Consider the following 25,801-nt stretch of genomic DNA (forward strand, 5'->3'; position numbering starts at 1 on the left):
ATTCTAGTCGCCCACCGCCTTGTCGTCGCGGACCGTGTCCGGCCGTCCTATCTCGACGCTGGGCGTCAGCGCGGGGCGCCAGTAGTTGTCCTGCAGGCACCAGTAGTCGGCGGCTCGCCAGTAGTCGTTGTCGTAGACGATGCTGCCCGGGGTCGCGATGCCCTGCTCGTTGCCGCGGCGCTGGACGACGATCAGTCCGGAGCTCACGTACCCAAGGCGGCTGCCGGTGATCTGCTGGCGACCGTCCCTGAGGGCGCGCTCCATGCGAGGCTTGGCCACGCGGTCGCCGTAGTCGGCATACACCTGCTGGCCGCGCTCGATCGCCTGTGCCTGCTGGAGTGCGTCCAAGCGTGCCCAATAGTGCTCCCGCAGCACCAGGAAGTCGTGATACATGCGCTCGGCGGCCAGGTCCATCCAGATGTAGGCCATCACCGGATCGGCCCGGGTGCCGATGCCCTCCTGATACAGCCGCGCCACCATGGCCTGGGAAAACTTGTCGGCGTAGCGCGCCGAACGCTTGTAGTAGTCCAGCGCCCTGGCGGGCCGTTTGTCCCGTTCGGCCCGCTGGGCCATGCTGCGCCAGAACAGGTCCGGATGGGCATCGAAGAAGCCTCCGGTCAGGACGGTTGGCGGGATCTGCCGCGGGGCCTCCACCGGACATTCCCTGGCGGTCACGGCAGCGGCCATCGACAGGCCCAGCAGCAGGCAGAGTGGAGCGTGCTTCGCTTTCATATGATCGCCCTCCTGGCAATGGCCAAATACGAACGTCAGCGCCCCGCGCCTTCAACGGGGCTGAGCGGGCCGACCTCTACGTTCCCGCTGCGATGCTCCTGCTGCCAGATCTGGTCCTGCATGCACCAGTACGCGGTGGGTTCCCAGTACGCCTCGCGGTAATAGTCGTCACCGCTGATCGGCCAACCGGCCTCGGGACCGCTGGACAGTTCCACATGCAGCATCGAACTGACCCAGCCGGTACGGCTGCCGGTCATGCGGCTGCGCTCCAACCGCATGGCGGTCTCCATTCGTGGCTTGGCCACCACATCTCCATACTTCGCGTACAGCGCCGGTCCCTCGGCAAGCACCCGCTGGCGCTGCCCGGCGTCGAGGCGGTTCCAGTAACGCTCGCGCTCGAGCAGTAGCTCGCGATATCCGCGTTCGGCCGCCAGATCCATCCAGATGTAAGCCATAACTGGATCGGCGTCGGTACCTACCCCCTCCTGGTACATGCGTGCGACCAGCGACTGTGAAACCTTGTCGGCGTGGGCTGCCGCCCGCTTGAAGCGCACCAGTGCGTGGTCGGACCTGCCCTGGCGCCAGGACTGCAGGCCCAGTTCGCGCCAATGCAGGTCCGGATGCGCCTGAAGGAAGCCCTGGGTCATCACTGCTGGCAGGATCGACGTGCCCGAGCCGGGTGCGCAGCCTGCGCCGCGGGCGGACAGGGGGACCACCAGCAGCAGGACGCTGCCCAGGAGGGCGGAAGAGACAATCGGGGACATGCACCCTGCTCCAGGGCTCCGGTGCCGAATCAATAGCTTAGGAACGGGGCACGTGCAAGTCAGGTCCGCCCGTCGTCGCCCCGCTACAATCCCCATCCAATGCACGGTCTCAATCCCCCCCAAGCCGCCGCCGTCCTGCACATCGAAGGTCCGTTGCTGGTACTCGCCGGCGCTGGCAGCGGCAAGACGCGCGTGATCGTGGAAAAGATCGCCCACCTGATCGGCTGCGGCCGTTATCCGGCCCGGCGCATCGCGGCGATCACCTTCACCAACAAGTCGGCCAAGGAAATGCGCGAGCGCGTGGCCAAGCGACTGCGCGAGCAGGACGCCGACGAGGTGACCATCTGCACCTTCCACGCACTGGGGTTGAAGTTCCTGCAGATCGAGCACGCGGCGGTGGGCCTGAAGCGCGGTTTCTCGATCTTCGATGCCGACGATGCCGCTGCACAGATCAAGGACCTGATGTACGGGGCCAAGCCCGACGACATCGAGGACATGAAGAACCTGGTGTCACGCGCGAAGAATGCCGGGCTGTCGCCCGAACAGGCGATGGCTGCCGCTCGCAGCAACCGCGAGAAGGAAGCGGCCAGCGTCTACGAGCGCTACCAGCTGCGCCTGACGGCGTTCAACGCGGTCGACTTCGACGACCTGATCCGGCTGCCGGTGCAGGTGCTGGAAGAGAACCCGGACATCGCCGTGGCCTGGCGCGAGCGCATCGGCTACCTGCTGGTGGACGAATGCCAGGACACCAACGATGCACAGTACCGACTGCTGAAGCAGCTGGCTGGCGACAAGGGCAACTTCACCTGCGTGGGCGACGACGACCAGTCGATTTACGCCTGGCGAGGTGCCAATCCGGAAAACCTGCAGCAGATGGGGCGCGATTACCCGGCGCTGGAAATCATCAAGCTGGAACAGAACTACCGCTGTTCCAACCGCGTGCTGCGCGCGGCCAACGCGCTGATCGCCAACAACCCGCATGAGCACCTGAAGAAGCTGTGGAGCGACCAGGCTGACGGCGAGCGCATCCGCGTATGGGAATGCCGCAACAGCGAACACGAAGCGGAAAAGGTCGCCGCCGAGATCGCCTTCGTGGCGCAGTCGCGCAAGGTGCCGTGGAGCGATTTCTGCATCCTGTTCCGCGGCAACTTCCAGTCACGTCCGTTGGAAAAGGCGATGCAGCTGCTGCGCATCCCGTATCACCTGACCGGCGGCACCATGTTCCTGGAACGCCAGGAAGTGAAGGACACGCTGGCCTGGCTGCGGTTGCTGGTAAACCCGGACGACGACACCGCGTTCATGCGTGCGGTGCAGTCGCCCAAGCGCGATGTGGGCGCTGGCACGTTGGCCAAGCTGGCCGAGCTGGCGCAGGAAAAGGACATGCCGATGGCGCAGGCTGCAGAGGCGATCGGTGCCCTGCAGCAGCTGCCGCCGCGCGCAGCCAACAGCCTGGCGCGCTTCACCGACATCCTGCGTGACCTGCGTGCGCAGACCCGCCAGATCAGCTCCGGCGACATGATCCGCAAGGTGGCCAAGGAGTCGGGCCTGCTCAGCGAGCTGCGCCAGCAGGCCAAGGAAGAGGCCAGCTACCAGCGCCGTGCCAACAACATCGAGGAACTGGCGCAGTGGTTCGAGGGCGGCCCGCGCGGTGCCACCGCCGCCGACCTTGCCGGCCAGCTGGCGCTGCTGTCGCGCAGTGACAAGGACGAGGGCGGCAACCAGGTCCGGATGATGACCATGCACGCCTCCAAGGGCCTGGAGTTCCCGTATGTGTTCATCGTCGGCTGCGAGGACGGCGTGCTGCCGCACCAGGTGAGCCTGGACGAGGGCAACCTGCAGGAAGAGCGTCGCCTGCTGTACGTGGGCATCACCCGCGCCAAGATCCAGCTGTGGATGAGTTACAGCAAGCTGACCCGCAAATTCGGCGAGCACGTGCGGCTGAAGCCGAGCCGGTTCTTCGAGGAGATTCCGGCCGAGGAGATCCAGCGTGATGGCGCTGACCCGGTGGCGGATGCGGCGCGTAAGAAGGAGCGGGCGAGTGCCGGGTTGGCGGCGATCGAGGCGCTGTTCGATTAAGGCGCTCCAACGGCGCCGCCCCTCCGTGGTGGAGCACGCGTTGGTTCGGCGGTGTGGCCGGTCGGGGTGGGTTCGCGGGGGACGCCGTGAACCCGTCCCTGGGGGCTTAGCCGCGCCATCCATGGCGCGGATACCCCCGCGAACCCACCCCAACCGGCCTCTGACACGTTCCGGGCGCGTCCTTCCACGGCAATGCAAAGAAAATCAAATTCAACAGCCGGGGGCTGGGGCACAATCGGGGTTTCGGTTGGAGGTCTGCGCATGCATCCCATTGAAAGCGAACGCCTGCGCCTGCGTGCGATAGAACCCGACCGCGATGCGGCGCCGATGCTTGCGCTGTTGAATGATCCGGGCTTCGTGCGCTTCATCGGTGACCGCAACGTGCGCAGTGAAGAACAGGCACGTGAGTACATCGCGCTGCGGGTGCTGCACAGCTACGCGTTGAATGGGTTCGGCATGTATGCGATCGAGCGCTTGTCCGATGGGGCGTGGCTGGGCAATGCCGGTCTGGTGCGGCGCGATGGCCTGCCAGCGCCGGACATCGGTTACGCCGTGCTGTCGGACTTCGCCGGGCAGGGCTACGCCGGTGAGGCGGCGCGGGCGGTGTTCAACCATGCGCGCACCGTGCTGGGCGTGCAGGACCTGTATGGCATTACCGATCTGGACAACGTGGTGTCCGGAAAGATCCTGCTTGGGTTGGGCATGCAGGAACGCGGGGTCATCCAGTTGCCGGGCATCGATACGCCCAGTCGGCTGTACGCCACCTTGGGTGCGGCTGACGTCGGGTAGTGCCGGCCGCTGGCCGGCGCAGTAGCAGCTGACGGTGGGTGCCGACCGTTGGTCGGCACGATTCAGATGCAGTGCCGACCAACGGTCGGCACCCACCATCAACCGCGCAGTTCGGCCAGCTGCGCCTGCAGCTCGGCCACGGCTGCTTCCAGCTGCGCCACGCGCTCGGCCAGGCCGGGATCGGCTGCTTCGCTGCCACCGCCGCTGCTGGCGTACTTCGCAGCCAATGCAGCGCCGTCCACTTCACCGCACAGCAGGTGCATGTAGCGGTCTTCGCGCTGGCCGCTGGCGCGCGGCAGCACTACCAGCAGCGCACGCTGCTGCAGGCGCTCGATGGCGTGGCGGGCTTCGTCGGCGTCGGCGAAGCGGTGCAGGCGTTCGCTGCGGGTGACCAGCTCGCCCAGGGTCTGCGGCCCGCGCAGCAGCAGCTGCGCCAGCAGCACGGTCTGCTGCCGGGTCAGGTCCAGCGCGGCCTGCAGGCGGTGCTCGTAGCGGTCGGCGCGCGAGGAGAAGTGCTGGCGAGCCAGCCCCAGCGTCTCCAGCTGGCGCAGTGCGTGCTGCACGCCGCCAGCGTCGATGTTCATCACCGGCTCGCGGGCGGTCTTCTGGTTGGCGGCTGATTGGGCGGCATTGACCGTCAGCGGATAGGTGTCCGGGGTGGTCGCTTCCTTCTCTACCAGGCAACCCAGCAGGCGGGCCTGCACGGCGTCGAGCAGGGGGATGTCGGGGGTCTGGGTGGAATCGGTCATGGCGGCCTCCGGAAGGGCAACGGGTCAACCGCCAAGCATAGCCGTCCCGGGACCGGCTTTGCCGGTAAAATGCGCCGGTATATCTGATTGCCGGTGAATCCATGCGTCGTCCCGTTTCCCTGTCCCTGACCCTGCTCGCCACCGCGGCGCTGGGCCTGTCCGCCTGCAAGTGCGTGGACGCGCCTGCCGCCGACGCCGCTGCGCCGGAGGCTCCGGCTGCCGCTGCCAAGGCTGAAGGCACGCCCGATGTGACCGCCAACGACAACCTCAACGCAGTGCTGTGGATGCAGCGCGCGCAGGAGTACAAGGCGATCACCGAGCAGACCTACCGTGCTGCCGCCGACCACCTCGATGTGGCGCTGAAGGAAGCCCATTGGGATGCGCTGGTGCCGGAAGAACGCGGCAACGAGGCCAAGGGTCTGAAGCCAGCGGTGGTGCTGGACGTGGACGAGACCGTGCTGGACAACTCGCCCTACCAGGCGCGCCTGGTGCGCGACGGCAAGGAATACGACGAACTGAGCTGGGACCAGTGGGTGGCCGAAAAGAAGGCCAAGGCGATCCCGGGCGTGGTCGACTTCGCCAAGGCCGCCAACGCCAAGGGCGTGACCCTGCTGTACATCTCCAACCGCGCCGTGCACCTGAAGGATGCGACCCTGGCCAACCTGCGCGAGCAGGGCCTGCCGGTGGCCGACGACAGCGTGTTCCTCGGCCTGGGCACCGTGGTCGAAGGTTGCGAGCAGGCCGGCAGCGAGAAGAACTGCCGCCGCCGCCTGGCCGGGCAGAAGTACCGCGTGCTGATGCAGTTCGGCGACCAGCTGGGTGACTTCGTCGAAGTGACCGCCAACACCAACGACGGCCGCGACGCCCTGCTGCAGCAGTACCACGACTGGTTCGGCGAGCGCTGGTGGATGCTGCCGAACCCGACCTACGGCGGCTTCGAGCCGGCGCAGTTCAACAACGACTACAGCCAGTCGCGCCAGGCCCGCCATGATGCCAAGCGCGCCGCGCTGGACTACGCACCGTGAGCCGCGCGCCGCTGCCGCTGCGCGATGACGAGCGCCTGATCTTCGCGCTGGACGTGCCTGACCGCGTGCAGGCGCTGGACTGGGTCGAGCGCCTCGGCGACAGCGTGGCGTTCTACAAGATCGGCATGGAACTGCTGGCCTCCGGCGAGTACTTCCAGGTGCTCGATGAACTGGCCCGGCGCGACAAGCGCGTGTTCGTCGACCTGAAGTTCTTCGACATTCCTGCAACGGCTGCGGCGGTGATCAAGCGGCTGTCGCAGTGGCCGGTCAGCTACGCCACCATCCATGGCTGGCACCCGGCGATGATGGAAGCCTGCGCGGCCGCCAACAGCAGCGACATGCGTTTGCTGGCGGTGACCGTGCTGACCTCGATGGGGCGCCCGGACCTGGCGCAGATGGGTATCGACCGCGAGCCGGTGGACGTCGTTGTCGAACGCGCGCTGGCCGCCCAGGCCGCCGGTATTGATGGCGTCATCGCCTCGGGCCAGGAAGCTGGCCCGATCCGCGCCGCCACCGGCGCCGGGTTCTCGATCGTCTGCCCGGGCATCCGTCCCGGTGGCCCTGTCGGCGATGACCAGAAGCGCACGGTCGGCGTAGCCCAGGCCTTCGCCGATGGCGCCGACGCCATCGTGATCGGCCGCCCGATCCGTCTGGCCGCTGATCCGCAGGCCGCGGCGCGGGCGATCCAGCAGGAAATCGCGTCGGCACTGGCTGCGCGCTGAGGCTGTCGCCGATCGTGCTCCACGCAGGTGTTGTGCCCGAATCGGCAGGAATCACGCCGGAGAATTCCTCTGGTCTCATTTTTGACTTTAGATTTTGAACAAAATCAATAAGTTGAACGGCATTACATCATGTATTGCCTTAACTTGCGGGGCAGCGTAGGATCGCCGCCATCCGGTCCTCGGACCGGACATGTGCCACAACACTGTCCACCGGCCTCGTGCCGGCTTGAAGAGCCTGTGATCCTCGTGATCCGGGCTCTTTTTTTTCGCGCGGGGCCAGAGCCCCCTGCCGCTGGCGGCGGGATCCGACCCCTCTGTTGACGGAACCGTGACCGGGCGGCTTGCCGCTGTCACGTCGCAGGCCGCAAGATGCGGACCGGTCCGGGGAGTCCGATTGCATGAGCGTGGCGGTGCGAGGAAGGTCTGCGCGTGGATGGGGGCTGGCAGCCATGCTGCTGCTGGCCGTGGCCGCGTGCCGTGAATCGGCCGACGATCCGGCCAAGCCGGCGGCCGAACCGGTGGCGGCGGTGCAGGCGATGGCCCTGCGCCTGGCCGAGGACGATCTGGTCGGCTACGCGAAGCTGTCGGTTCCACCCAGCCAGTACCAGCGCCTGCAGCAGGCCTGGACCGACGGCTACAGCCAATGGCCGCTGACCGAGCTGCCGTTGGGCGACCAGCTGCTGCCGATGCTGGCCGCACTGCGCAAGCCCAACGCCAGTGCCGAACTGCAGCGCAGTTTCGACCGCCAGCTGGCAGGCCAGGCCAGCGCGGTACGCCAGGCGGCGCAGTCGATGGGCAACTTCGGCGTGCAGTACCTGCGCCACCAGAAGGGCTACACGCCTGGCCAGCAGGCCCATTACGTCGCCCTGGTGCAAACCCTCGCCGAGTGGGCGCAGGGAGCACCGATCAGCGACCGCGCCCGTGCGCGCAACACCATCGCCGCGCTGGTCGGCGCGGCGGGCAAGGTCGGTTTCGACGATGAGGCCGGCCTGCAGGCCGCGGGCATGGAAGGCAGCCTGCAGCAGCTGGCACCGTTCATCCACACGCTCAAGGCCGTGCTCGGCAGTTACGGGCTGGGCGTGGACGAAGCGCTGCGCAGTGTGCGTGGCGAACTGCTGTCGGTGGAGGGTGACAACGCGCTGGTGCGCCTGCGCTACGACCTGGCCGGCCGCGAGATGACCCTGCAGCTGCCGCTGAGCCGGCGCGAAGGTCACTGGTACCTGACGCGCACCCTGGCTGATACCGATGCCCTGCTGCGCCAGGCCGATGCCGCCCGGGCGGCGGTGGCTCCGGCACCTGTGGAAGCCCCCACCGAGGGTGGGGAAGCGGCAACGCCGCCGCCTAAGCCATAATGGCGCCGATGTCGAAACAGAACCCGCTGCCGTTCCCCGGCGAAGAATCCCAGTCGACGCCCGCCGATACGGCGCCGGCGTCCCCCTCGACCGGTACCGGCCCGAATCCGGTACCGCCGCCGGCGCATGCGCGGCCGGCCGGCCGTCGGCCGCTGTGGGCGCGCCTGCTCGGCCGCCTGGTCGAGCCGTGGCTGTCGCTGAAGATCGAGCCGGAGGATCCGGGCCAGTACAACGATGGCCGCCCGGTGATGTACGTGCTGGAAGACTACGGCCTGTCCAATGCGCTGATCCTGGACAAGGCCTGCCGCCAGGCCGGACTGCCGTCGCCGCTCGTGCCGCTGGCCGGTGACCCGACCGGGCGCAAGCGCGCCTATCTGGCGCTGTCGCGGCGCAGTTCCAGCAATTCGCTGATCCCCGAGCAGCGCGGCGCCAAGACCCATTCCGATTCGCTGGCCAAGGTCCTGCAGGCGCATCGCGTGCGCGATGACCTGGACGTGCACCTGGTGCCGGTGTCGATCTTCGTCGGCCGCGCGCCGGACAAGCAGAGCGGCTGGTTCGCCGTGCTGTTCTCGGAAAACTGGGCGCTGGTGGGTCGCTTCCGCCGCCTGCTGGCGGTGCTGCTCAACGGCCGCAGCACCATCGTCCGCTTCGCCCCGCCGATCTCGCTGCGCAGCACCGTGGACGAAGGCCTGGAGCCGGAGCGTACGGTGCGCAAGCTGCAGCGCGTGCTGCGTACCCATTTCCGCCGCATCCGTGAATCGGTGATCGGCCCCGACCTGTCTACCCGGCGCCTGCTGGTCGATCAGGTACTGGCCGCCGAACCGGTGCGCGAAGCGATCGCCGCGCAGGCCAAGCGCGACAATTCGAAGCCGGCCGATGCCTGGAAGAAGGCGCATGCCTACGCCTGGGAAATCGCCGCGGACTATTCCAGCCCGGTGGTGCGCTCGGCCAGCTTCATGCTCAGCCATGTGTGGAACCGCATCTATGCGGGCGTGCTGGTGCACCACCTGGACAAGTTCAAGGCCGCCGCGCCGGGCCACGAAGTGGTCTACGTGCCCAGCCACCGCAGCCACATGGACTACCTGCTGCTGTCCTACCTGCTGTACGACCGTGGCATCGTGCCGCCGCACATCGTGGCCGGCATCAACCTGAACCTGCCGGTGGTCGGCACCCTGCTGCGCAAGGGCGGCGCGTTCTTCATCCGTCGCTCGATCCGTGGCAACGCACTGTACTCGGCGGTGCTCAGCGAGTACGTCGCGCAGCTGGTGGCCGGCGGCTACTCGCTGGAGTACTTCGTCGAGGGCGGCCGCTCGCGTACCGGCCGCCTGCTGCAGCCCAAGGGCGGCATGATCTCGATGACGCTGCGCGCGTTCCTGCGCCAGCCACGCAAGCCGGTGCTGTTCCAGCCCATCTACATCGGCTATGAGAAGCTGATGGAAGGCGGCAGCTACCTGGATGAACTGTCCGGGCGGCCGAAGGAAAAGGAATCGATCTGGTCGCTGCTGTGGGGCATCCCCAAGGTGCTCAAGCAGAACTACGGCCAGGTGGTGGTGAACTTCGGTGAGCCGATCGCGCTGAACGACGTGCTGGCCGAGAAGGCCCCGGAGTGGGGCGGCGAAGCGGTGTCCGAGGATGAGAAGCCGTCCTGGCTGTCGACCACCGTCGATACGCTGGCCGAGCGCATCCAGGTACGCATCAATGGTGCCGCCGACGTCAATCCGATCAACCTGCTGGCGCTGGCTCTGCTGTCCACGCCGAAGCACGCGATGGGCGAGGCCGACCTGATCGCACAGATCGAGCTGTGCAAGACCCTGCTGGTGGAAATGCCGTACTCGGGCCGGGTGACGGTGACCCCGCATTCGCCGGAGCGGATCATCGCCCACGCTGAGGAAATCAACGTCCTCACCCGCATCAAGCACCCGCTGGGCGACGTGCTCAGCGTCAGTGGCGACACCGCGGTGCTGCTCAGCTACTTCCGCAACAACGTGGTGCACCTGTTCACCGCATCGTCGTGGGTGGCCTGCTGCTTCCAGAACAACCGCCGCATGAGCCGCACCGGCCTGGTCCAGCTGGGCCGCACGGTGTACCCGTTCCTGCAGGCCGAACTGTTCCTGCCATGGACCGAGGACGAGTTCGCCCAGCGCATCGACCAGACCATCGACGTGTTCGTGCGCGAAGGGTTGCTGCAGAACGTCAACGAAGACGACGGCGGCATCCTTGCCCGCAACACCGGGCAGACCGATGAAGTGTTCCGCCTGCGGGCCATCGGCCACTCGCTGCAGCAGGCCTTCGAGCGCTATTACATCGCCATCTCGGTGCTGGTGAAGAACGGCCCCGGCGTGCTGGGTGCGGCCGAACTGGAAAGCCTGTGCCAGCAGGCCGCGCAGCGGCTCAGCCTGCTCTACGCACCGGCGGCGCCGGAGTTCTTCGACAAGTCGCTGTTCCGCGGCTTCATCCAGAAGCTGCGCGAGCTGCGCCTGGTATGGCCGGACGAGAACAGCAAGCTGCTGTTCGACGAACGCCTGGATGCCTGGGCCAAGGATGCCAAGTTCATCCTCGGCCGCGAGCTGCGCCACACCATCGAACGGGTCAGCCCGGAAGCGGCACGCCCGGACGAGCCTGCGCCGCAGGATTGAGGGTAGCGCTGGGCCATGCGGTGGGTGTGGACCTTGGTCCACACATCTTCCAGCCGTGCCAACCAGGGTTGGCACCCACCAGGGCCGTCTTTAGGCCGGTTCGTCGGGAATCTGCAGGCTTTCCAGCTTGGCGATGCAGTCCTTCAGCTGCAGCTTCCGCCGCTTCAGGCGCTTGGACTCCAGCTCGTCTTCACCGTTGGCGGCCATGCGGGTGATCTGTTCATCCAGCAGGCGGTGCTCGGCGCGCAGGGCGGCGAGGTGTTCGACGATCTCGGCGGGGCTGTAGGTGTCCACAGCCTCCGAGCATACACAGCGATGATGACTGCCGGGAGAGGGGAATCCCGACACGGGGTCCAGGCTGCCGCAAGCCGTTAGAATGGGCCGATGACCGCCGTGATTTCCCTGCCCGATCCCCCGCAGCGCGCTTCGCGTGGCCCGCGCGTGGCCGGGCCCGGGCAGGACAGGCTGGGCAAGCGGCTGCGTCGCCAGGTCGGCCAGGCCATCGCCGACTTCGGCATGATCGAAGCGGGCGACAAGGTCATGGTCTGCCTGTCCGGTGGCAAGGACAGCTACACCCTGCTGGACCTGCTGCTGCAGCTGCAGAAGAGGGCGCCGGTGCCGTTCGAACTGGTCGCGGTGAACCTTGACCAGAAGCAGCCCGGCTTCCCCGAGCATGTCCTGCCGGAGTACCTGGCCGCGCTGGGCGTGCCGTACCAGATCATCGAGCAGGACACCTACTCGGTGGTCAGCCGGGTCATTCCGGAAGGCCGGACGATGTGTTCGCTGTGCTCGCGCCTGCGCCGCGGCGCGCTGTACAACCACGCCAAGGCGCACGGTTTCACCCGGATCGCGCTGGGCCATCATTGCGACGACATGGTGGCTACGTTGTTCATGAACCTGTTCCACCATGCCAAGCTGGCGGCCATGCCACCGAAGCTGCTCAGCGACGATGGCCAGCACGTGGTGATCCGCCCGTTGGCCTACGTGCGCGAGCACGACATCGCCGAGTATGCGCAGGCCCGCCGTTTCCCGATCATTCCCTGCACCCTGTGTGGCAGCCAGGAAAGCCTGCAGCGTCGGCAGGTCGGCCTGATGCTCAAGCAGTGGGACCAGGACCATCCGGGCCGTATCGAACAGATCGCACGCGCCATGGCCGATGTACGGCCAGCACAACTGGCCGATGCCACCCTGTTCGATTTCAGGGCCCTGGGCCACAGCGGGCATGCCGCGCATGCCGATGCCTGGCTGGCCGACGCAGTCCCCGAGACGCCTGCCGACTAAGGTCGGGCGCCCTTCTCCTTCAGACACCGGAATTCCATGTTCTTTCGCAACCTGACGTTCTTCCGCTTCCCGACCACCACCGATTTTTCCGAAGTCGACACGCTGCTGCCGCACGCCCTGCTGAAGCCGGTCGGCGCACTGGAAATGAATTCGCGCGGCTTCATCTCGCCGTTCGGCCGCGAGGAGAAGGAACTGCTCTCCCACCGCATCGCCGAGCACCTGTGGCTGACCGTAGGCGGCGAGGACAAGATCCTGCCGGCAGCGGTGGTCAACGACCTGCTCGAGCGCAAGCTGGAGGAGATCGAGGAGAAGGAAGGCCGCCGCCCCGGTGGCCGCGAGCGCAAGCGCATGAAGGACGACCTGCTGCATGAACTGCTGCCGCGCGCCTTCGTGAAGTCCTCGCGCAACGACGCCTTCATCGACCTGCAGCACGGCTACGTCGCGGTGGATACCTCCAGCCGCAAGACCGGCGAGTACTTCATGTCCGACATCCGTGGCCTGCTCGGCAGCTTCCCGGCGATGCCGCTGAACGCCGAAGTCGCGCCGCGCTCGATCCTGACCGGCTGGATCGCCGGCGAGCCGCTGCCGACCGGGCTGAGCCTGGGCGAAGAGTGCGAGATGAAGGACCCGGTGGAGGGTGGCGCGGTGGTCAAGTGCCAGCACCAGGAACTGCGCTGCGACGAGATCGACAAGCACCTGGACGCCGGCAAGCAGGTGACCAAGCTGGCGTTGATCTTCGAAGACAACCTGTCCTTCGTCATCGGCGACGACCTGATCGTGCGCAAGCTGAAGTTCCTCGACGGCGCGCTGGACCAGCTGGAGCATGCAGACGAAGATGGCCGCCGCGCCGAGTTCGATGCCCGCTTCGCCCTGCAGAGTGCCGAGATCCGCCGCCTGTTCCTGTTGCTGGAAGAAGCCTTCAAGCTCAGCAAGGCTGACTGAACAGGCAGCCCGACGGCCGCCGGTCATCCGGCGGCCCGAAGCGGCGCTATGCTGGGTACATGAGCCGTCTGCTGCGCCGCCTGATCAGCCCGACCCCGCCCGCCACCGTGCAGCGCGACACCGTTCGCCTGCGCCTGGAGGATGCCGAGATCGAGGTGCTGCGCGTGCGTGATCCGCGTGCGCGCCGGATCAAGCTGAGCGTGGACGAGCGTGGCGCGCGGTTGACCTTGCCGCCGCGGGCAAGCCTGGTGATGGGCGAACGCTTCCTGGAACAACACCGCGACTGGTTGGCGCTGCAGCTGCGCCAGTACCAGAGCCAGGAACTGCCAGCACCCCTGCAGCCGGGCGAAGCCGGCGTGCTGCCGCTGCGCGGTGAACTGCTGCCGCTGCGCTGGCAGGAAGGCCGTTATGCACGGTTGGAGCTCGACGACCACGGTGCCTGCGTGCAATGGCCGACCCGTGCCGGCGACGCCACTCTGCGCCGCCTGCTGCGTGAGTTCTATGAAGCCCAGACCCGCGCCGATGTCGGCCGCTGGCTACCGAAGTACCTGCCGGGCCTGCCGCGCGCACCCAGCCGTCTGCGCCTGAAGGTGATGTCTTCGCAGTGGGGTTCACTGGCACCTGATGGCAGCATGGCGCTGGACCTGGCGCTGGTGCTGGGCCGGCCGGAAGCCTTCGAGTACGTGCTGGTGCATGAACTCTGCCACCTGATCCAGGCCAACCACTCGCCCGCGTTCTGGCACGAAGTGGAACAACGCTTCCCCGCCTGGCGCGAACAGCGCGACTACTTCCAGCTGGAAGGGCGCCGCTTGAAAGCCATGCTTCGCCAGCTTCTGTAACTGTAGAGCCGAGCCCACGCTCGGCTGCCGTTGAATGCAACCGAGCATGGGCCAGGAGCGTGCGCAGCGCGCGACCCGCTCCTGCTCTTCTTTCTTTCTTCCGTGGTGGGCACACCGGAAACTGTCGAAGGACGGGATGGGTGGGATTGCGGGGGTGTCCGCGGCATGGATGCCGCGGCCAAGCCACCATGGATGGGTTCACGGCGTCCCCCGCAATTCCACCCATCCCGGCCAACCTCATGACCGCGCAGGCCCCACCCACCACGAGGGGCTCAGCCGTTGGCCGAAACCCTCAACCCGCCCGCAACGCCGCCGCCGTCGCCCAACGCGCCGCCACCCGTGGCGCCGTAATGCACACCGCCTGGTCGGTCACCGTCGTCACCGCACGCTCCAGCAGCTGGATATCCGCCTCGTGCTGGCGCGCCACATGCGGATCCTCGAAGAAGATCGCGCGTTGGCAGCGGCCTTCCAGCACCCGGTCAGCAATCTGCGCATCCCCGCCCATCGGGCCACTCTGGTAGCGCGTCACCCACGGCGTATCGCTGGGCCAACCGCGGCTCCAGGCCAGCTCGTTCAAGCGCTGGCCGGTGGTGCCGGTTGCCACGCGCTCGCCAAAGCGCGCCAGTACCTCGAAGTGCTCATCGGCGAAGGCCAGCATCGCCGGCTTCATCGCATCGTGCGCGATCAGCGCCAGCGTCTGGTCTTCGAACGCATGCAGATCGTCGGCGCCGGCATCGGCCGCCAGCCCAGCGTGGATGCGTTCGACCTCGACCCAGTCGCGCGCCGTCGCCACCGTTGAAATGAACGGCTTGCCGTGGATCACGCACTGTCGCTTCAGCGCGGTCGCTTCCGGGAACACCGAGGATGGATCGACCGGGTCGATCAGATAGATCGCGCCATCCAGCGTCCGATCCGGACCCATGCCGACCACCTCGGCGACCAGCTTCATCAACCCGCCTTCGCGGCCATAGGGATAACGGTGCAGGCCGCCGTATCCGGCCAGGAAGCCGTGCCGTTCGATCGCGTCATGGGTGCGCCCGACCGCGTGCAGCGACACACCGAGTTCGCGCAGGCCAGCCTCACTGGCACGCAGCCAACGAAACAGGGCGGCGCGCACGTCGTGGTGGTGGAGACGGTTGGCAGCCAGGCCGATACGCATCAAGAGCTCCGCAGGTACGGGTGAAGGCGGCAGTGTATGTCGCCATTTGCACTTCTGGATGCTTTTGCAACTTTCTTCATTGCCGCCCGCCCGCACGTCGATAGCGTGTCAGGCAGCGGTACCGCTGCGCGGCCGTTTCTTCCGCCTGCGAGATGAGGACGTCCACCGTGAATGCCGCCGGCCTCCCTGCAGCTGTTGCTGTCATGGCCTGCCTGATGCTGCCCGCAACCGCGTCCGCCGCTGGCTGCGAGACACCGCTGCGCATTGCCTGGCCTTCCGATCGGGCGCCATTGTCGTCCGCGATCGAGGGGCAGGCCGAAGGGGTCAGCGCGGCCTACCTGAACCTGCTGGGCGAACAACGGCCGCTGCAGGCGCAACCGCTGCCGGCCACGGCGGTCGTCGAAGGCCTGTTGCCGCCCGCCACCCAGGCGTTGCTGGGCTGGCCGCGCTCGCAGCTGCCTTCCGGCTGGGTGGCCAGTGCACCGTACCTGCAGCTGCCGCAGGTGATCGTGCGCCGCGCCGATGCGCGGCCGGTGCTGGGCCTGGAAGACCTGCGCGAGCGCGCGGTGGCCAGTCCCGACCGGCTGCCGTTGGCCGCGCTGCTGGCCGAGCAGGCTCCGGGTGCACAGCTGCTGCCGCCGGCGCCGTTGGATGATGCGCTGTCGCTGCTGGGCACCGGTCTGGTCGACGCGGTGATCGCCAACCTCGGCGAGGTCGAGGCCGGGCTGCGCCGGTACCAGGGCGATCGGCTGGTGATTGCCGCGCCAGCCGGGTTCGACGATGCGCTTGTGCTGGCCACCGTACCGGCCTGTGCCGGCGTCATTCCCGGCTTCGAGCAGGCCGTGTCGCAGCTGACCGACACGCAGCGCGACGTGATCCGCACGGGATGGCTGCCGGACCAGCCACGCAACCCGCCGTCCTCATCGCCCCTGCGTTGGCTGGTACCGGCCTCGCTGATCCTGCTGGCGCTGGCGCTGGTCTACGCCTTCGGCTATTGGCGCGTGCACCGCGAAAGCGCAAGGCGTCGCGTGGCCGCGCAGCGCCTGCAGGAAGTGACCGCGAACCTGCCGGCGGTGGTCTACCAGGCGCGCCGCACCGCTACCGGGGACTACAGCTTTCCGCAGATTGCCGGCGATGTGCAGGCGCTGTTCGGGGTGAGCGTGGAGACCGCGCGGATCGACCACCCGCGGCTGCTGGCCGCGGTCCATCCCGATGACCGGACTCTGGTGATGGACTGTGTCGAAGCGGCCGCATTGGCCCGTGGACCGATCGACGTCACCTTCCGTACGCGCTCGCCACAGGGCTGGCGCTGGGTGCATTCGCAGGGCCGCACGCTGGCGTGCGATGACAGCAACGTTGAGTGGAGCGGCTACTGGATGGATGTCAGCGAGGTACACACACGTACCCAGGCGCTTGCAGATGCAAGGCGCGAGGCCGAGCAGGCCGCGCTGGCCAAGACCCACTTCCTGGCGACGATGAGTCACGAGATCCGCACGCCGATGAGCACGCTGCTGGGCATGCTCGAACGATTGGCCGCCAGCGATCTGGACCACCGCCAGCAACAGGTGCTGGCCACCATCGGCGACGCCGCGCAGATGCTGCGGCAGATCCTTGACGATGTGCTGCACAGCCAGCGCCTGCAGCCTGCGCCACTGCAGCGGCAGCCTACCGACCTGGCCGCGCTGCTGCGGGCAGTGCAGCAGCTGCTGCTGCCGGTGGCTGCCAGCCGTGGCCTGTACCTGCAGATCCATCTCGATCCTGCACTGCAGGCCGGGTCGCTGGCCGACAGCCTGCGGCTGCGCCAGATCCTGTTCAACCTGGTCGGCAATGCGCTCAAGTTCACCCTGCATGGCGGGGTGGAACTACGGGTGCAGGTGCTGCAGCAGCACGCACAGGGGCAGCGGTTGCGCCTGCAGGTAAGCGATAGCGGTGTGGGCATCAGTGCGGAACGGCAGCAGGCGGTGTTTGGCGCCTACACCCAGGCCGAGGCTTCGACCACGCGCCGCTTCGGCGGCAGTGGACTGGGCCTGGCAATCTGCCGTGAGCTGGCCGTGTCGATGGGGGGAGACCTGCAGCTGCACAGTGCGACCGGCGAGGGCACCACGGTATGGCTGGAGCTGGACCTGAGTGCCTGCGAGTTGCCTGCTGGCGCGCCGTCACCTGCGATCGCCGAGGAACAGCCACTGCCACCGGCACGGGTGCTGGTGGCCGAAGACCATCCCACCAACCTGCAGCTGTTGGAGCAGCGCCTGCACGACCTGGGGCTGCAGGTGCATGCCTGCGCCGATGGAGCGCAGGCCCTGCAGGCCTGGCAGTCGCAGCCATTTGAACTGGTGATCACCGACTGCCACATGCCGGGCATGAATGGCTTCGCGCTGGCACGGGCGATCCGTGCAGACACCTGCCAGCACCGCGCGCGGGTACCGATCATCGCGCTCACCGCCAGCGTGCTGGAACGCACCCGCGAGGCTTGCCGCGACGCCGGCATCGATCACTTCCTGGCCAAGCCGGTGGAGCCGCGCGAACTGCGTGCATTGCTGGCGGTGCTGCTGGCGCCGGATTCAGTGCGCCAGTAGCCGGACGATACTGGCGGCGGCGTCGCGGCCTTCAGCCACGGCGGTCACCACCAGGTCGGCCCCACGTACCGCATCACCGCCGGCGAACAGGCGCGGATGCGCGGTCTGGAACGGCAGTCTGTCCTTGCCACCAGCCACGATGCGGCCGTTGGTCTGGCCCTCCACGCCGTGCTCGGCCAGCCACGCCGGAACGGTGGGCGAGAAACCGAACGCGATGATCACCACGTCCGCTTCCAGGAGCGATTCGCTGCCCTCGATCGGCACCGCGTTCTGGCGGCCATTGGCATCGGGCTCGCCGAGGCGGGTCTCGACCACGGTCACGCCGATCACTTCGTCATCGGCACCGGCTTCAATCGACAGCGGCTGGCGGTTGAACAGGAAACGCACGCCCTCCTCGCGCGCGTTGGCCACTTCGCGCGCGCTGCCGGGCATGTTCGCCTCGTCGCGGCGGTAGGCGCAGGTCACCTTGGCCGCGCCCAGGCGCACCGCGCTGCGCACGCAGTCCATGCCGGTGTCGCCGCCGCCGAGCACCACCACGCGCTTGCCGTTGAGGTCGGGCAGGGCGATGGTGTCTTCCCAGCCGGCAATCGGCCGGCCGTGCGGATCATCGCCACCGACGATGCGGCTGTTCTGCACCAGGAACGGCAACGCCGGCAGCACGCCCTTCAGGTCCTGGCCGTCGAGGCCGCCATCGGTGTAGCGGTAGGCGCCGGTGCCCAGGAACACCGCGTCATGCGTGTCCAGCAACTGCTGCAGGCTGACGTCACGGCCGACCTCCACGCCCAGGCGGAACTGCACGCCCATGCCTTCGAGCACCTCGCGGCGGCGACGGATCACGTCCTTGTCCAGCTTGAAGCTGGGAATGCCAAACTGCAGCAGGCCACCAACCTGCTCGTAGCGGTCGTAGACCACGGCAGTGATGCCGGCATGCGCGAGGCGGTCGGCACAGGCCAGGCCGGCCGGGCCGGCACCGATCACCGCCACCGTGTGGCCGGTGGCCTGCACGGCGGCCATGTCCGGCCGCCAGCCGGTGGCCAGCGCGGTATCGACGATGTACTTCTCTACCGCGCCGATGGTCACTGCGCCGAACTCCTCCAGCGTGCAGCTGCCTTCGCACAGCCGGTCCTGCGGGCAGACCCGGCCGCACACTTCCGGCAACGGGTTGGTGCTGTGGCACAGGGTGGCCGCTTCATGGATGCGGTTTTCCTGCACCAGCTGCAGCCACTGCGGAATGGCGTTGTGCACCGGGCACTTCCAGCTGCAGTAGGGGTTGCCGCAATCCAGGCAGCGGCCGGCCTGGTACTGGGCGTCTTCCTTGCCGAACTTGCCGTACAGCTCACCCCAGTCGCCGGAGGTGCGCAGTTCGACCGGGATGCGCTGCGGCATGGTGCGGGGCAGGTCGAGGAACTGGAAGGCGTGCTTGCGGCTCATGGCGGGCTCTTTGATGTTTTCCGGTTGCCGGCCAGCGGCCGGCACTACGTGATCCTGGGTTGCCGGCCAGCGGCCGGCACTGCCGTTAGGCGGCGCGTCGCAGGGTTTCGGTCAGCGACTCGATGCTGGCGGCCTTCGGTTTGACCAGCCAGAACTTGCCGATGTAGTCGCGGAACTCGTCGAGAATCTGTTGCGCCCAGATGCTGCCGGTCAGCTCGCGATGGCGGCCGATCAGGCGGTGCAGGTGCTGGCGGTAGTTCTCGAAGCCTTCGGCGGAGACGCGATGGATGTCGATCAGCTCGTGGTTGTAGCGGTCAACGAAATCGCGGTCGACGTCCAGTACGTAGGCCAGGCCGCCGGTGAAACCGGCACCGAAGTTCAGGCCGACCTTGCCCAGCACCAGCACCACGCCATCAGTCATGTACTCGCAGCAGTGGTCACCGGCGCCTTCCACCACCGCCAGCGCGCCGGAATTGCGCACCGCAAAACGTTCGCCAGCGCGACCCGCTGCGAAAAGTTCACCGCCGGTAGCGCCGTACAGGCAGGTGTTGCCGATGATGGCCGTGCTGCGTGCCTCGAAGCGCGCGCCACGCGGCGGACGCACCACCAGGCGGCCGCCGGCCATGCCCTTGCCCACGTAGTCGTTGGCTTCGCCTTCCACTTCCAGATGCAGGCCGCCGACGTTGAACGCGCCGAAGCTCTGCCCGGCACTGCCGCGGAAGCGCAGTTCCAGCGGCGATTCGGCCATGCCCTGGTTGCCATGCGCGCGTGCCACCGCACCGGCCAGGCGGGTGCCGATGCTGCGGTCGGTGTTGTGGATCAGGAAGCGGTGTTCGCCGCCGCGCTTGTGCTCGATGGCCGGCGCCAGCAGGCCATCCATCTGCGTGGCCAGGCTGTCCGGCGATTCGTACAGGCGCTGCGCGGCACAGTGGCTGCCTTCGTAGCGGCTGTCGGCCAGCAGGCGCGACAGGTCCACGCGCACGCCGTCGCGTGGCGCGGCATCGATCTGCCGCAGCAGGTCAGTACGGCCGACGATCTCTTCCAGCGAGCGTACGCCCAGGTAGGACAGCCAGCCGCGTACTTCCTCGGCCAGCAGGCGGAAGAAGTTCTCCACGCGCTCGGGCTGGCCAGTGAAGTGATTCTCGCGCAGGCGCTCATCCTGGGTGGCCACGCCGGTGGCGCAGTTGTTGAGGTGGCAGATGCGCAGGTACTTGCAGCCCAGCACGATCATCGGCGCGGTGCCGAAGCCGAAGCTGTCCGCGCCCAGCAGCGCGGCCTTGACCACGTCCAGGCCGGTCTTCAGGCCGCCATCGGTCTGCAGCAACGTGCGCCCGCGCAGGTCGTTGGCCAGCAGCGCCTGGTGTGCTTCGGCAATGCCCAACTCCCACGGCACGCCGGCATAACGGATCGAGCTGACCGGCGACGCACCGGTACCACCATCGTGACCGGAGATGGTGATCAGGTCCGCACCGGCCTTGACCACGCCAGCGGCGATCGTGCCCACACCGGCATGGCTGACCAGCTTCACCGACACCAGCGCGGTCGGGTTGACCTGCTTGAGGTCGTAGATCAGCTGCGCGAGGTCTTCGATGGAATAGATGTCGTGATGCGGCGGCGGCGAGATCAGGCCGATGCCCGGCCTGGCATAGCGCAGCCGCGCAATCAGTTCGTTGACCTTGTGGCCGGGCAGCTGGCCGCCTTCTCCGGGCTTGGCGCCCTGCGCGACCTTGATCTGCAGCACTTCGGCGTTGACCAGGTATTCGGCAGTGACGCCGAAGCGGCCCGAGGCCACCTGCTTGATCTTGCTGCGCTTGGCGGTGCCATAGCGTGCGGGATCTTCACCGCCTTCGCCGGAATTGCTGCGGCCGCCCAGGCGGTTCATGGCGATGGCCAGCGCTTCATGCGCTTCCGGAGAGAGGGCGCCGAGGCTGATGGCGGCGGTGTCAAAGCGCGGGAACAGTTCGCTGGCCGGAGCCACGTCATCCAGCGGCGTCGGCGCAGCGGCCGGCACCAGCTCCAGCAGGTCACGCAGCGCCGACGGCGGACGCGCGTGCACCGCATCGCAGTACTGCTGCCACGCACGCGGATCGCCGCTGCGTGCTGCGCGCTGCAGGGTGGTGACCACGTCCGGGTTGTACATGTGGTATTCGCCGCCGTGCACGTACTTCAGCAGGCCGCCGACATCCACGCCCTGCTGTGCATCCCAGGCCTGTACGCACAGTTCGCGTGCATCGGCATCCAGCCGCGCAAAGCCGGCGCCACCGATGCGCGAGGCGGTATCGGGGAAGCACAGGTCCACGACTTCCGGTTCCAGGCCGATGATCTCGAACAGCTGCGCGCCGCGGTAGCTGGCCACGGTACAGATGCCCATCTTCGAGATGATCTTCGACAGGCCCTTGTAGACGCCCTTGCGGTAGCGACGGCCGATCTGCGACTGCTCACCGCCCTTGCTGAGCTTGAGGATGCCGCGGCGGCCCAGGTCGAACAGGGTCTGGTAGGCCAGGTACGGATACACCGCGGTGGCACCGAAGCCGAGCAGGCAGGCCATGTGGTGCGGATCGCGAGCCGTGCCGGTTTCAACGATCAGGTTCACGTCGCAACGCAGGCCCAGCCGCGACAGGTGGTGGTGGACGGCACTGGTGGCGAGCAGGGCATGCACCATCGGACGCCCGGCCACCGGGTAGCGGTCGGACAACAGCAGCATCACCATGCCATCGCGCGCGGCCTGTTCGGCTTCGGCGCAGATGCGCTCGATGCCGGCACGCAGGCCCTCGTCCTCGCCGTAGGACAGGTCGAGCAGGCGGTTGGCTTGCACGTACTGGTCCATCTTCAGCAGCTGGCGCAGCTTGCGCTGGCTCAGCACCGGGGAATTGAGGATGACGTGGTTCACCGTCTCCGGGCCGGCATGGAAGATGTTGGTCTCCCTGCCGAGCTGGGTGGACAGCGACATCGCGCAGTCTTCGCGCAGCGGATCGATCGGCGGGTTGGTGACCTGCGCGAAGGCCTGGCGGAAATAGTCGTACAGCGGACGACTGCGCTGGCTCAGCACCGCCATCGGCGTGTCGTCGCCCATCGAGCCGGTGGCTTCCTGCTCGGTCTCGGCCAAGGGCCGCAGCACCTGCTCCACTTCCTCGCTGCTGAGCTGGTACAGCTTGTGGTAGCTGCGCAGGGTGCCTTCGTCGAAGGGCTCTTCCACCAGCGAGGGGTCGATCAGTTCGGTCTGCAGGTAGGTCACGCCCTGCTGCAGCCATTGCTTGTACGGCGCACGACCGCGGTTGATGCGGTCCACCGCATCGGAATCGAGCAGGTCGCCGCGCTTGAGATCGATGGCGATCATCTCGCCCGGGCCGAGCTTGCCCTTGCGCACCACGCGCTCGGTCGGCACTTCCCATACGCCCGCTTCGGAGGCGACCAGGAAATGGCGGTCGGCGGTCAGCATCCAGCGCGCCGGGCGCAGGCCGTTGCGGTCGAGGGTACATACGGCGTAGCGGCTGTCACAGGCAACGATGCCGGCCGGGCCGTCCCACGGCTCGCTGTTGAGGCCGTGGAATTCGTAGAACGCGGCCAGGTCCGGGTCCTTGAATTCCAGCGACTGCGTAGCCGGCGGCACCAGGATGCGCAGGGCCTGGATCAGCTCCATGCCACCGGCGACCATCAGTTCCAGCATGTTGTCCAGGCTCTGCGAGTCCGAGCCATGCATGGAGATGACCGGGTCGAATTCACCGATATCGAAGCGTGGTGTCTTCCACACCTTGCTGCGCGCCTGCGCCCAGCGCCGGTTGCCTTCGATGGTGTTGATCTCGCCGTTGTGGGCGAGCATGCGGAACGGGTGCGCCAGCGGCCAGCGCGGCAGCGTGTTGGTGGAGAAGCGCTGGTGGAACACGATCGCGCTGGAGGCCAGCTCGCGGCGCTGCAGGTCCGGGAAGAAGCGGCTGAGCTTGTCCGGCAGCACCATGCCCTTGTAGCTGATCGCATCCGGGGTGAGGGTGGTGACGTAGAAGTCGGCGTGTGCGCGCAGCTGCTGTTCGCTGCGGCGACGGGCCAGGAACAGCGCCAGCGCGAAACCGGCATCATCCTGGCCGACGCCGGCATCGACGAACACCTGCTCGATGCGCGGCAACGTGTCGCGCGCCAGTTGGCCGCAGACGCTGTCATCGGTGGGCACCTCGCGCCAGCCGGCGACCTTGCAGCCCACCGCTTCCAGCTGCGCCTGCAGCTGCGTGCGGCACGCCTGCGCGGCATCGGCATCGTGTGGCAGGAACACCAGGCCGGCGGCGAAGCGTGCGGAGACCGCGATGCCGGCTTCGCTGGCCAGCAGTTTCAGGAACGCATCGGGGCGGCGCAGCAGCAGGCCGCAGCCATCGCCGGTCAGGCCATCGGCGGCGACACCGCCACGGTGGGTCATGCGCGAAAGCGCGGCGATGGCGGTATCAACCAACAGGCGCGATGGTTGATCGTCGAGCTGGGCGACCATGCCAAATCCACAGGCATCGCGCTCGGAGCGCGGGTCGTAAAGCCCTTGGCGGTTGCGGGGGGCCATCTCTACCTCGATGCGGAATGAATTGAACGGGGACACTCAAGCCCGCTCAATCCCTGGAGCGCATCGTGAGGCCACCGGATGCCTCGACTAGATCACAGGTTGCTGCAACGCCGCAATACACGGTTGCAGGTGCAACAGAAAGCGCCGGCAGCCCTGTGCCGGCGCCGGGTCGGACTCAGCCGCAGCGCGCGCCGCTGACTGCGCCCTTGTCGTCCACTTCGATGTTCAGGCGGTCGCCGAGGAACTCCATCGTGGCCACGTCGTTGGGCTTGAGCACGCGCACCTGGCTGGCGCCGGCGTCTTCCTGCGCCTGCTTGCCGAGCGCGTCGGTGTAGGCCTGGCCGACCAGGCTCTGCACCTGGCTGGCGTCGCAGGTGCCGACCGGCGGGGCCTCGGTGGCCTTGCCGGCGTCGTCGGCCGGTGCCTTGGCGGCTTCTGCGGCCTGCTGGGCATGGGCGGTGGCCGAATCCTGTTCGTCCAGCGCCGGTGCCTGGCAGGCGGTCAGGGCCAGCACGGCCGGCAGCAACAGGGCGGAGAGCGAACGGGCGCGAATCGGAAACGACATCATGACTCCGGAAGGGGTTGTGAAGACCCGAGCATAGCGGCGAACCGGCCCTCACGTGTTTGTCTTGTGTTATCGACAGGATCGCGGCATCGCGACGGCGACACTGCGGGCATGTCAGCCACCTCAACCCCCGAACGCCAGGCCGCCCGCGCCGCCGGCCTGCGCTATGTCGATGACACCCAGCCGGGCATCAGCCGGCGCCGCGCCGGCAAGGGCTTCAGCTACCGCGATGCCGATGGCCGCGCGCTGCGTGATGCCACCACCCTGCAGCGCATCCGTGCGCTGGCGATTCCGCCGGCCTACACCGCGGTGTGGATCTGCGCCCACGCCAATGGCCACCTGCAGGCCACCGGCCGCGATGCGCGCGGCCGCAAGCAGTACCGCTACCACGCCGACTGGGCCAAGGAGCGCGACGCCGGCAAGTTCGACCGCATCATCGCCTTTGGCGAGGCCTTGCCCACGCTGCGGCGGCGGTTGTCGCGGGATCTCAAGCGGCCAGGCTTTCCGCGGGAGAAAGTGCTGGCGGTGGTGGTGGCGCTGCTGGCCGACACCCTGGTGCGGGTCGGCAATGAAACCTATGCACAACAGAACCGTTCGTTCGGACTGACCACGCTGCGCAACCGCCATCTGGAGCTGCTGCGCGGCGGCCGGGTACGCATGCGCTTCCGCGGCAAGTCCGGGCAGCTGCAGGAGGTGACCGTGGGCGACCGCAAGCTGGGGCTGCTGGTGCGGCGCCTGCAGCAACTGCCGGGGCAGGCGCTGTTCCAGTACCACGATGATGAAGGTGCACTGCAGCCGGTGGATTCCGGCGCGGTGAATGACTACCTGCGCGAGGTGATGGGTGAGGACTTCACTGCCAAGGATTTCCGCACCTGGGGCGGTACCGTGGCGGCGGTGCAGGCGTTCGCGGCCACCGAGCTGCCGGAACCGGCCAGCCAGCGCGCGCTGGCCCAGGCGCAGCGCGCGGTGGTGTGCGAGGTGGCGTCGCTGCTGGGCAACACTCCGGCGGTGTGCCGCAAGGCCTACATCGACCCGTGCGTGTTCGCCGGCTGGGAGCGCGGCGAACTGGCCAAGCTGGCCGGCCTGCGTGGGCCGCGCCAGTGGGAACAAGCCACCCTGCGCGTGCTGCGCAGGGCGCGCCGGCTCAACCGCAGTCGTCAGCCGCAGTAGATCGCGGTGATGTTGTTGGTGCGGCCCTTCTCGATGGTCAGGCGATCGCCGCCCTCGCTGGCCGGCGGCACCCGCGGACCGTCGTGGCGCAGCACCCGCACGTGCAGGCTGTCGCTGTCCACGCGTGCGCGGGCCACGGTGGCATCCGAAGCGGCCAAGCCCAGTGCGCCGCGCACCATGTCGCTGTGGCACTGCCCGGAAATCACGCCGTCGATCGGCTGCACCTGGGCCATCGGTGTGCTGCTGCAGGCGGCGAGGGCAAAGCAGACGGCGGCGGTGGCGATGGCAAGTTTCATGGAGGCGTTCCTTGTGTGGTTGCGTGCAGCGTGCGATGCCGCACGTGGTGGCGGAATGAATACCGTGCACATCGTGGACACGGTGCGCTCACTGCCGCCAACAGCATAGGTGGAGACACTGCAGGAGCGGCGTATGCCGCCCCCGGTAGTGCGGCGC

Annotated in this window: 20 protein-coding genes; 11 read left to right on the plus strand and 9 right to left on the minus strand. The window is 67.7% G+C overall.

Translation table 11 applies throughout. From position 1 onward, the window contains the following. Window positions 1–3: 3 nt before the first annotated feature. Together SMAL_RS00240 and SMAL_RS00245 are read right to left on the minus strand one after the other, a co-directional pair. The gene (locus SMAL_RS00240) at window positions 4–732 is read right to left on the minus strand and encodes an SEL1-like repeat protein (protein ID WP_004133412.1); all 729 of its coding nucleotides are present in this window, start codon (window positions 730–732) and stop codon (window positions 4–6) included. 35 nt (window positions 733–767) lie between these two features. Further along, window positions 768–1,496: an SEL1-like repeat protein gene (locus SMAL_RS00245; RefSeq protein WP_012509629.1), complete on the minus strand. Its 729-nt coding sequence runs from the start codon at window positions 1,494–1,496 to the stop codon at window positions 768–770. 99 nt (window positions 1,497–1,595) lie between these two features. Between SMAL_RS00245 and SMAL_RS00250 the strand changes: the two genes are divergently transcribed. Both SMAL_RS00250 and SMAL_RS00255 read left to right on the plus strand, forming a co-directional pair. Continuing rightward, window positions 1,596–3,572 carry a UvrD-helicase domain-containing protein gene (locus tag SMAL_RS00250; protein WP_012509630.1) on the plus strand — a complete coding sequence of 659 codons (1,977 nt, stop codon included), beginning with the start codon at window positions 1,596–1,598 and terminating at the stop codon, window positions 3,570–3,572. A 261-nt stretch (window positions 3,573–3,833) separates the two neighbouring features. Beyond that, window positions 3,834–4,361: a GNAT family N-acetyltransferase gene (locus SMAL_RS00255; protein ID WP_012509631.1), complete on the plus strand. Its 528-nt coding sequence runs from the start codon at window positions 3,834–3,836 to the stop codon at window positions 4,359–4,361. A 98-nt stretch (window positions 4,362–4,459) separates the two neighbouring features. Here SMAL_RS00255 and SMAL_RS00260 read toward each other — a convergent pair whose 3' ends face one another. Continuing rightward, entirely contained in the window at window positions 4,460–5,110 is a 651-nt protein-coding gene (locus SMAL_RS00260; RefSeq protein WP_012509632.1) for a YceH family protein, read from the minus strand. Window positions 5,111–5,211: 101 nt separating this feature from the next. On the opposite strand from SMAL_RS00260, the gene SMAL_RS00265 reads away from it, so the two are divergent. The 4 genes from SMAL_RS00265 to plsB all read left to right on the plus strand — a co-directional run bounded on the left by SMAL_RS00265 (window position 5,212) and on the right by plsB (window position 10,845). Then, entirely contained in the window at window positions 5,212–6,135 is a 924-nt protein-coding gene (locus SMAL_RS00265) for a 5'-nucleotidase, lipoprotein e(P4) family (protein WP_012509633.1), read from the plus strand. Then, complete coding sequence (pyrF, locus tag SMAL_RS00270) at window positions 6,132–6,857, plus strand: orotidine-5'-phosphate decarboxylase (RefSeq protein ID WP_012509634.1); 726 nt, start codon at window positions 6,132–6,134, stop codon at window positions 6,855–6,857. Before SMAL_RS00265 ends, pyrF begins: the two co-directional genes overlap by 4 nt. 398 nt (window positions 6,858–7,255) lie before the next feature. Beyond that, complete coding sequence (locus SMAL_RS00275; protein WP_012509635.1) at window positions 7,256–8,209, plus strand: hypothetical protein; 954 nt, start codon at window positions 7,256–7,258, stop codon at window positions 8,207–8,209. Further along, window positions 8,209–10,845 carry a glycerol-3-phosphate 1-O-acyltransferase PlsB gene (gene plsB / locus SMAL_RS00280; protein ID WP_012509636.1) on the plus strand — a complete coding sequence of 879 codons (2,637 nt, stop codon included), beginning with the start codon at window positions 8,209–8,211 and terminating at the stop codon, window positions 10,843–10,845. The genes SMAL_RS00275 and plsB overlap by 1 nt, the downstream gene beginning before the upstream one ends. A gap of 90 nt (window positions 10,846–10,935) precedes the next feature. Here the strand turns inward: plsB and SMAL_RS00285 are convergent, their stop codons facing one another. Further along, window positions 10,936–11,139, minus strand: coding sequence for a YdcH family protein (locus SMAL_RS00285; RefSeq protein WP_012509637.1), 204 nt, complete (start codon window positions 11,137–11,139; stop codon window positions 10,936–10,938). Between the two features lie 90 nt (window positions 11,140–11,229). Between SMAL_RS00285 and ttcA the strand changes: the two genes are divergently transcribed. Genes ttcA through SMAL_RS00300 form a run of 3 tightly spaced genes read left to right on the plus strand, consistent with a single transcriptional unit; the run spans window position 11,230 to window position 13,907 of the window. Further along, a complete protein-coding gene (gene ttcA / locus SMAL_RS00290; protein WP_012509638.1) occupies window positions 11,230–12,126 on the plus strand; it encodes a tRNA 2-thiocytidine(32) synthetase TtcA in 897 nt (298 codons plus the stop codon). A gap of 36 nt (window positions 12,127–12,162) precedes the next feature. Further along, the gene (locus SMAL_RS00295) at window positions 12,163–13,068 is read left to right on the plus strand and encodes a recombination-associated protein RdgC (protein WP_005411825.1); all 906 of its coding nucleotides are present in this window, start codon (window positions 12,163–12,165) and stop codon (window positions 13,066–13,068) included. Between the two features lie 59 nt (window positions 13,069–13,127). Beyond that, window positions 13,128–13,907 (plus strand): M48 family metallopeptidase, encoded by a 780-nt coding sequence (locus SMAL_RS00300; RefSeq protein WP_012509639.1) that lies wholly within the window; start codon window positions 13,128–13,130, stop codon window positions 13,905–13,907. 292 nt (window positions 13,908–14,199) lie between these two features. On the opposite strand, the gene SMAL_RS00305 is transcribed toward SMAL_RS00300, so the two are convergent. Beyond that, window positions 14,200–15,066, minus strand: coding sequence for a methylglyoxal synthase (locus SMAL_RS00305; RefSeq protein WP_012509640.1), 867 nt, complete (start codon window positions 15,064–15,066; stop codon window positions 14,200–14,202). 167 nt (window positions 15,067–15,233) lie between these two features. Between SMAL_RS00305 and SMAL_RS00310 the strand changes: the two genes are divergently transcribed. Beyond that, complete coding sequence (locus SMAL_RS00310) at window positions 15,234–17,642, plus strand: ATP-binding protein (protein ID WP_041864452.1); 2,409 nt, start codon at window positions 15,234–15,236, stop codon at window positions 17,640–17,642. Here SMAL_RS00310 and SMAL_RS00315 read toward each other — a convergent pair. The 3 genes from SMAL_RS00315 to SMAL_RS00325 form a co-directional block, all read right to left on the minus strand. Then, the gene (locus SMAL_RS00315; protein ID WP_012509642.1) at window positions 17,628–19,073 is read right to left on the minus strand and encodes an FAD-dependent oxidoreductase; all 1,446 of its coding nucleotides are present in this window, start codon (window positions 19,071–19,073) and stop codon (window positions 17,628–17,630) included. The two genes, SMAL_RS00310 and SMAL_RS00315, sit on opposite strands and share 15 nt — an antisense overlap. Window positions 19,074–19,158: 85 nt before the next feature. Further along, the gene (gene gltB, locus SMAL_RS00320; RefSeq protein WP_012509643.1) at window positions 19,159–23,613 is read right to left on the minus strand and encodes a glutamate synthase large subunit; all 4,455 of its coding nucleotides are present in this window, start codon (window positions 23,611–23,613) and stop codon (window positions 19,159–19,161) included. Between the two features lie 175 nt (window positions 23,614–23,788). Continuing rightward, entirely contained in the window at window positions 23,789–24,178 is a 390-nt protein-coding gene (locus tag SMAL_RS00325) for an I78 family peptidase inhibitor (RefSeq protein ID WP_012509644.1), read from the minus strand. 111 nt (window positions 24,179–24,289) lie between these two features. Here SMAL_RS00325 and SMAL_RS00330 point away from each other — a divergent pair, with 111 nt between their 5' ends. Further along, window positions 24,290–25,348 (plus strand): DNA topoisomerase IB, encoded by a 1,059-nt coding sequence (locus tag SMAL_RS00330; RefSeq protein ID WP_012509645.1) that lies wholly within the window; start codon window positions 24,290–24,292, stop codon window positions 25,346–25,348. Here SMAL_RS00330 and SMAL_RS00335 read toward each other — a convergent pair. Beyond that, window positions 25,336–25,644 (minus strand): hypothetical protein, encoded by a 309-nt coding sequence (locus tag SMAL_RS00335; protein WP_012509646.1) that lies wholly within the window; start codon window positions 25,642–25,644, stop codon window positions 25,336–25,338. The two genes, SMAL_RS00330 and SMAL_RS00335, sit on opposite strands and share 13 nt — an antisense overlap. Window positions 25,645–25,801 lie beyond the last annotated feature (157 nt).

Origin of the sequence: Stenotrophomonas maltophilia R551-3 (assembly GCF_000020665.1) — a bacterium.
Taxonomy (GTDB): Bacteria; Pseudomonadota; Gammaproteobacteria; order Xanthomonadales; family Xanthomonadaceae; genus Stenotrophomonas; species Stenotrophomonas maltophilia_L.

Excerpts from the sequence above, each read along its gene's own strand:
- plsB (WP_012509636.1), top strand. The coding sequence starts at position 8,209 with ATGGCGCCGATGTCGAAACAGAACCCGCTGCCGTTCCCCGGCGAAGAA.
- SMAL_RS00265 (WP_012509633.1), top strand. The coding sequence starts at position 5,212 with ATGCGTCGTCCCGTTTCCCTGTCCCTGACCCTGCTCGCCACCGCGGCG.
- SMAL_RS00305 (WP_012509640.1), bottom strand. The coding sequence starts at position 15,066 with ATGCGTATCGGCCTGGCTGCCAACCGTCTCCACCACCACGACGTGCGC.
- SMAL_RS00245 (WP_012509629.1), bottom strand. The coding sequence starts at position 1,496 with ATGTCCCCGATTGTCTCTTCCGCCCTCCTGGGCAGCGTCCTGCTGCTG.
- SMAL_RS00240 (WP_004133412.1), bottom strand. The coding sequence starts at position 732 with ATGAAAGCGAAGCACGCTCCACTCTGCCTGCTGCTGGGCCTGTCGATG.
- SMAL_RS00325 (WP_012509644.1), bottom strand. The coding sequence starts at position 24,178 with ATGTCGTTTCCGATTCGCGCCCGTTCGCTCTCCGCCCTGTTGCTGCCG.
- SMAL_RS00250 (WP_012509630.1), top strand. The coding sequence starts at position 1,596 with ATGCACGGTCTCAATCCCCCCCAAGCCGCCGCCGTCCTGCACATCGAA.
- SMAL_RS00300 (WP_012509639.1), top strand. The coding sequence starts at position 13,128 with ATGAGCCGTCTGCTGCGCCGCCTGATCAGCCCGACCCCGCCCGCCACC.
- SMAL_RS00275 (WP_012509635.1), top strand. The coding sequence starts at position 7,256 with ATGAGCGTGGCGGTGCGAGGAAGGTCTGCGCGTGGATGGGGGCTGGCA.
- gltB (WP_012509643.1), bottom strand. The coding sequence starts at position 23,613 with ATGGCCCCCCGCAACCGCCAAGGGCTTTACGACCCGCGCTCCGAGCGC.
- ttcA (WP_012509638.1), top strand. The coding sequence starts at position 11,230 with ATGACCGCCGTGATTTCCCTGCCCGATCCCCCGCAGCGCGCTTCGCGT.
- SMAL_RS00295 (WP_005411825.1), top strand. The coding sequence starts at position 12,163 with ATGTTCTTTCGCAACCTGACGTTCTTCCGCTTCCCGACCACCACCGAT.
- SMAL_RS00315 (WP_012509642.1), bottom strand. The coding sequence starts at position 19,073 with ATGAGCCGCAAGCACGCCTTCCAGTTCCTCGACCTGCCCCGCACCATG.
- SMAL_RS00255 (WP_012509631.1), top strand. The coding sequence starts at position 3,834 with ATGCATCCCATTGAAAGCGAACGCCTGCGCCTGCGTGCGATAGAACCC.
- SMAL_RS00335 (WP_012509646.1), bottom strand. The coding sequence starts at position 25,644 with ATGAAACTTGCCATCGCCACCGCCGCCGTCTGCTTTGCCCTCGCCGCC.
- SMAL_RS00330 (WP_012509645.1), top strand. The coding sequence starts at position 24,290 with ATGTCAGCCACCTCAACCCCCGAACGCCAGGCCGCCCGCGCCGCCGGC.
- SMAL_RS00260 (WP_012509632.1), bottom strand. The coding sequence starts at position 5,110 with ATGACCGATTCCACCCAGACCCCCGACATCCCCCTGCTCGACGCCGTG.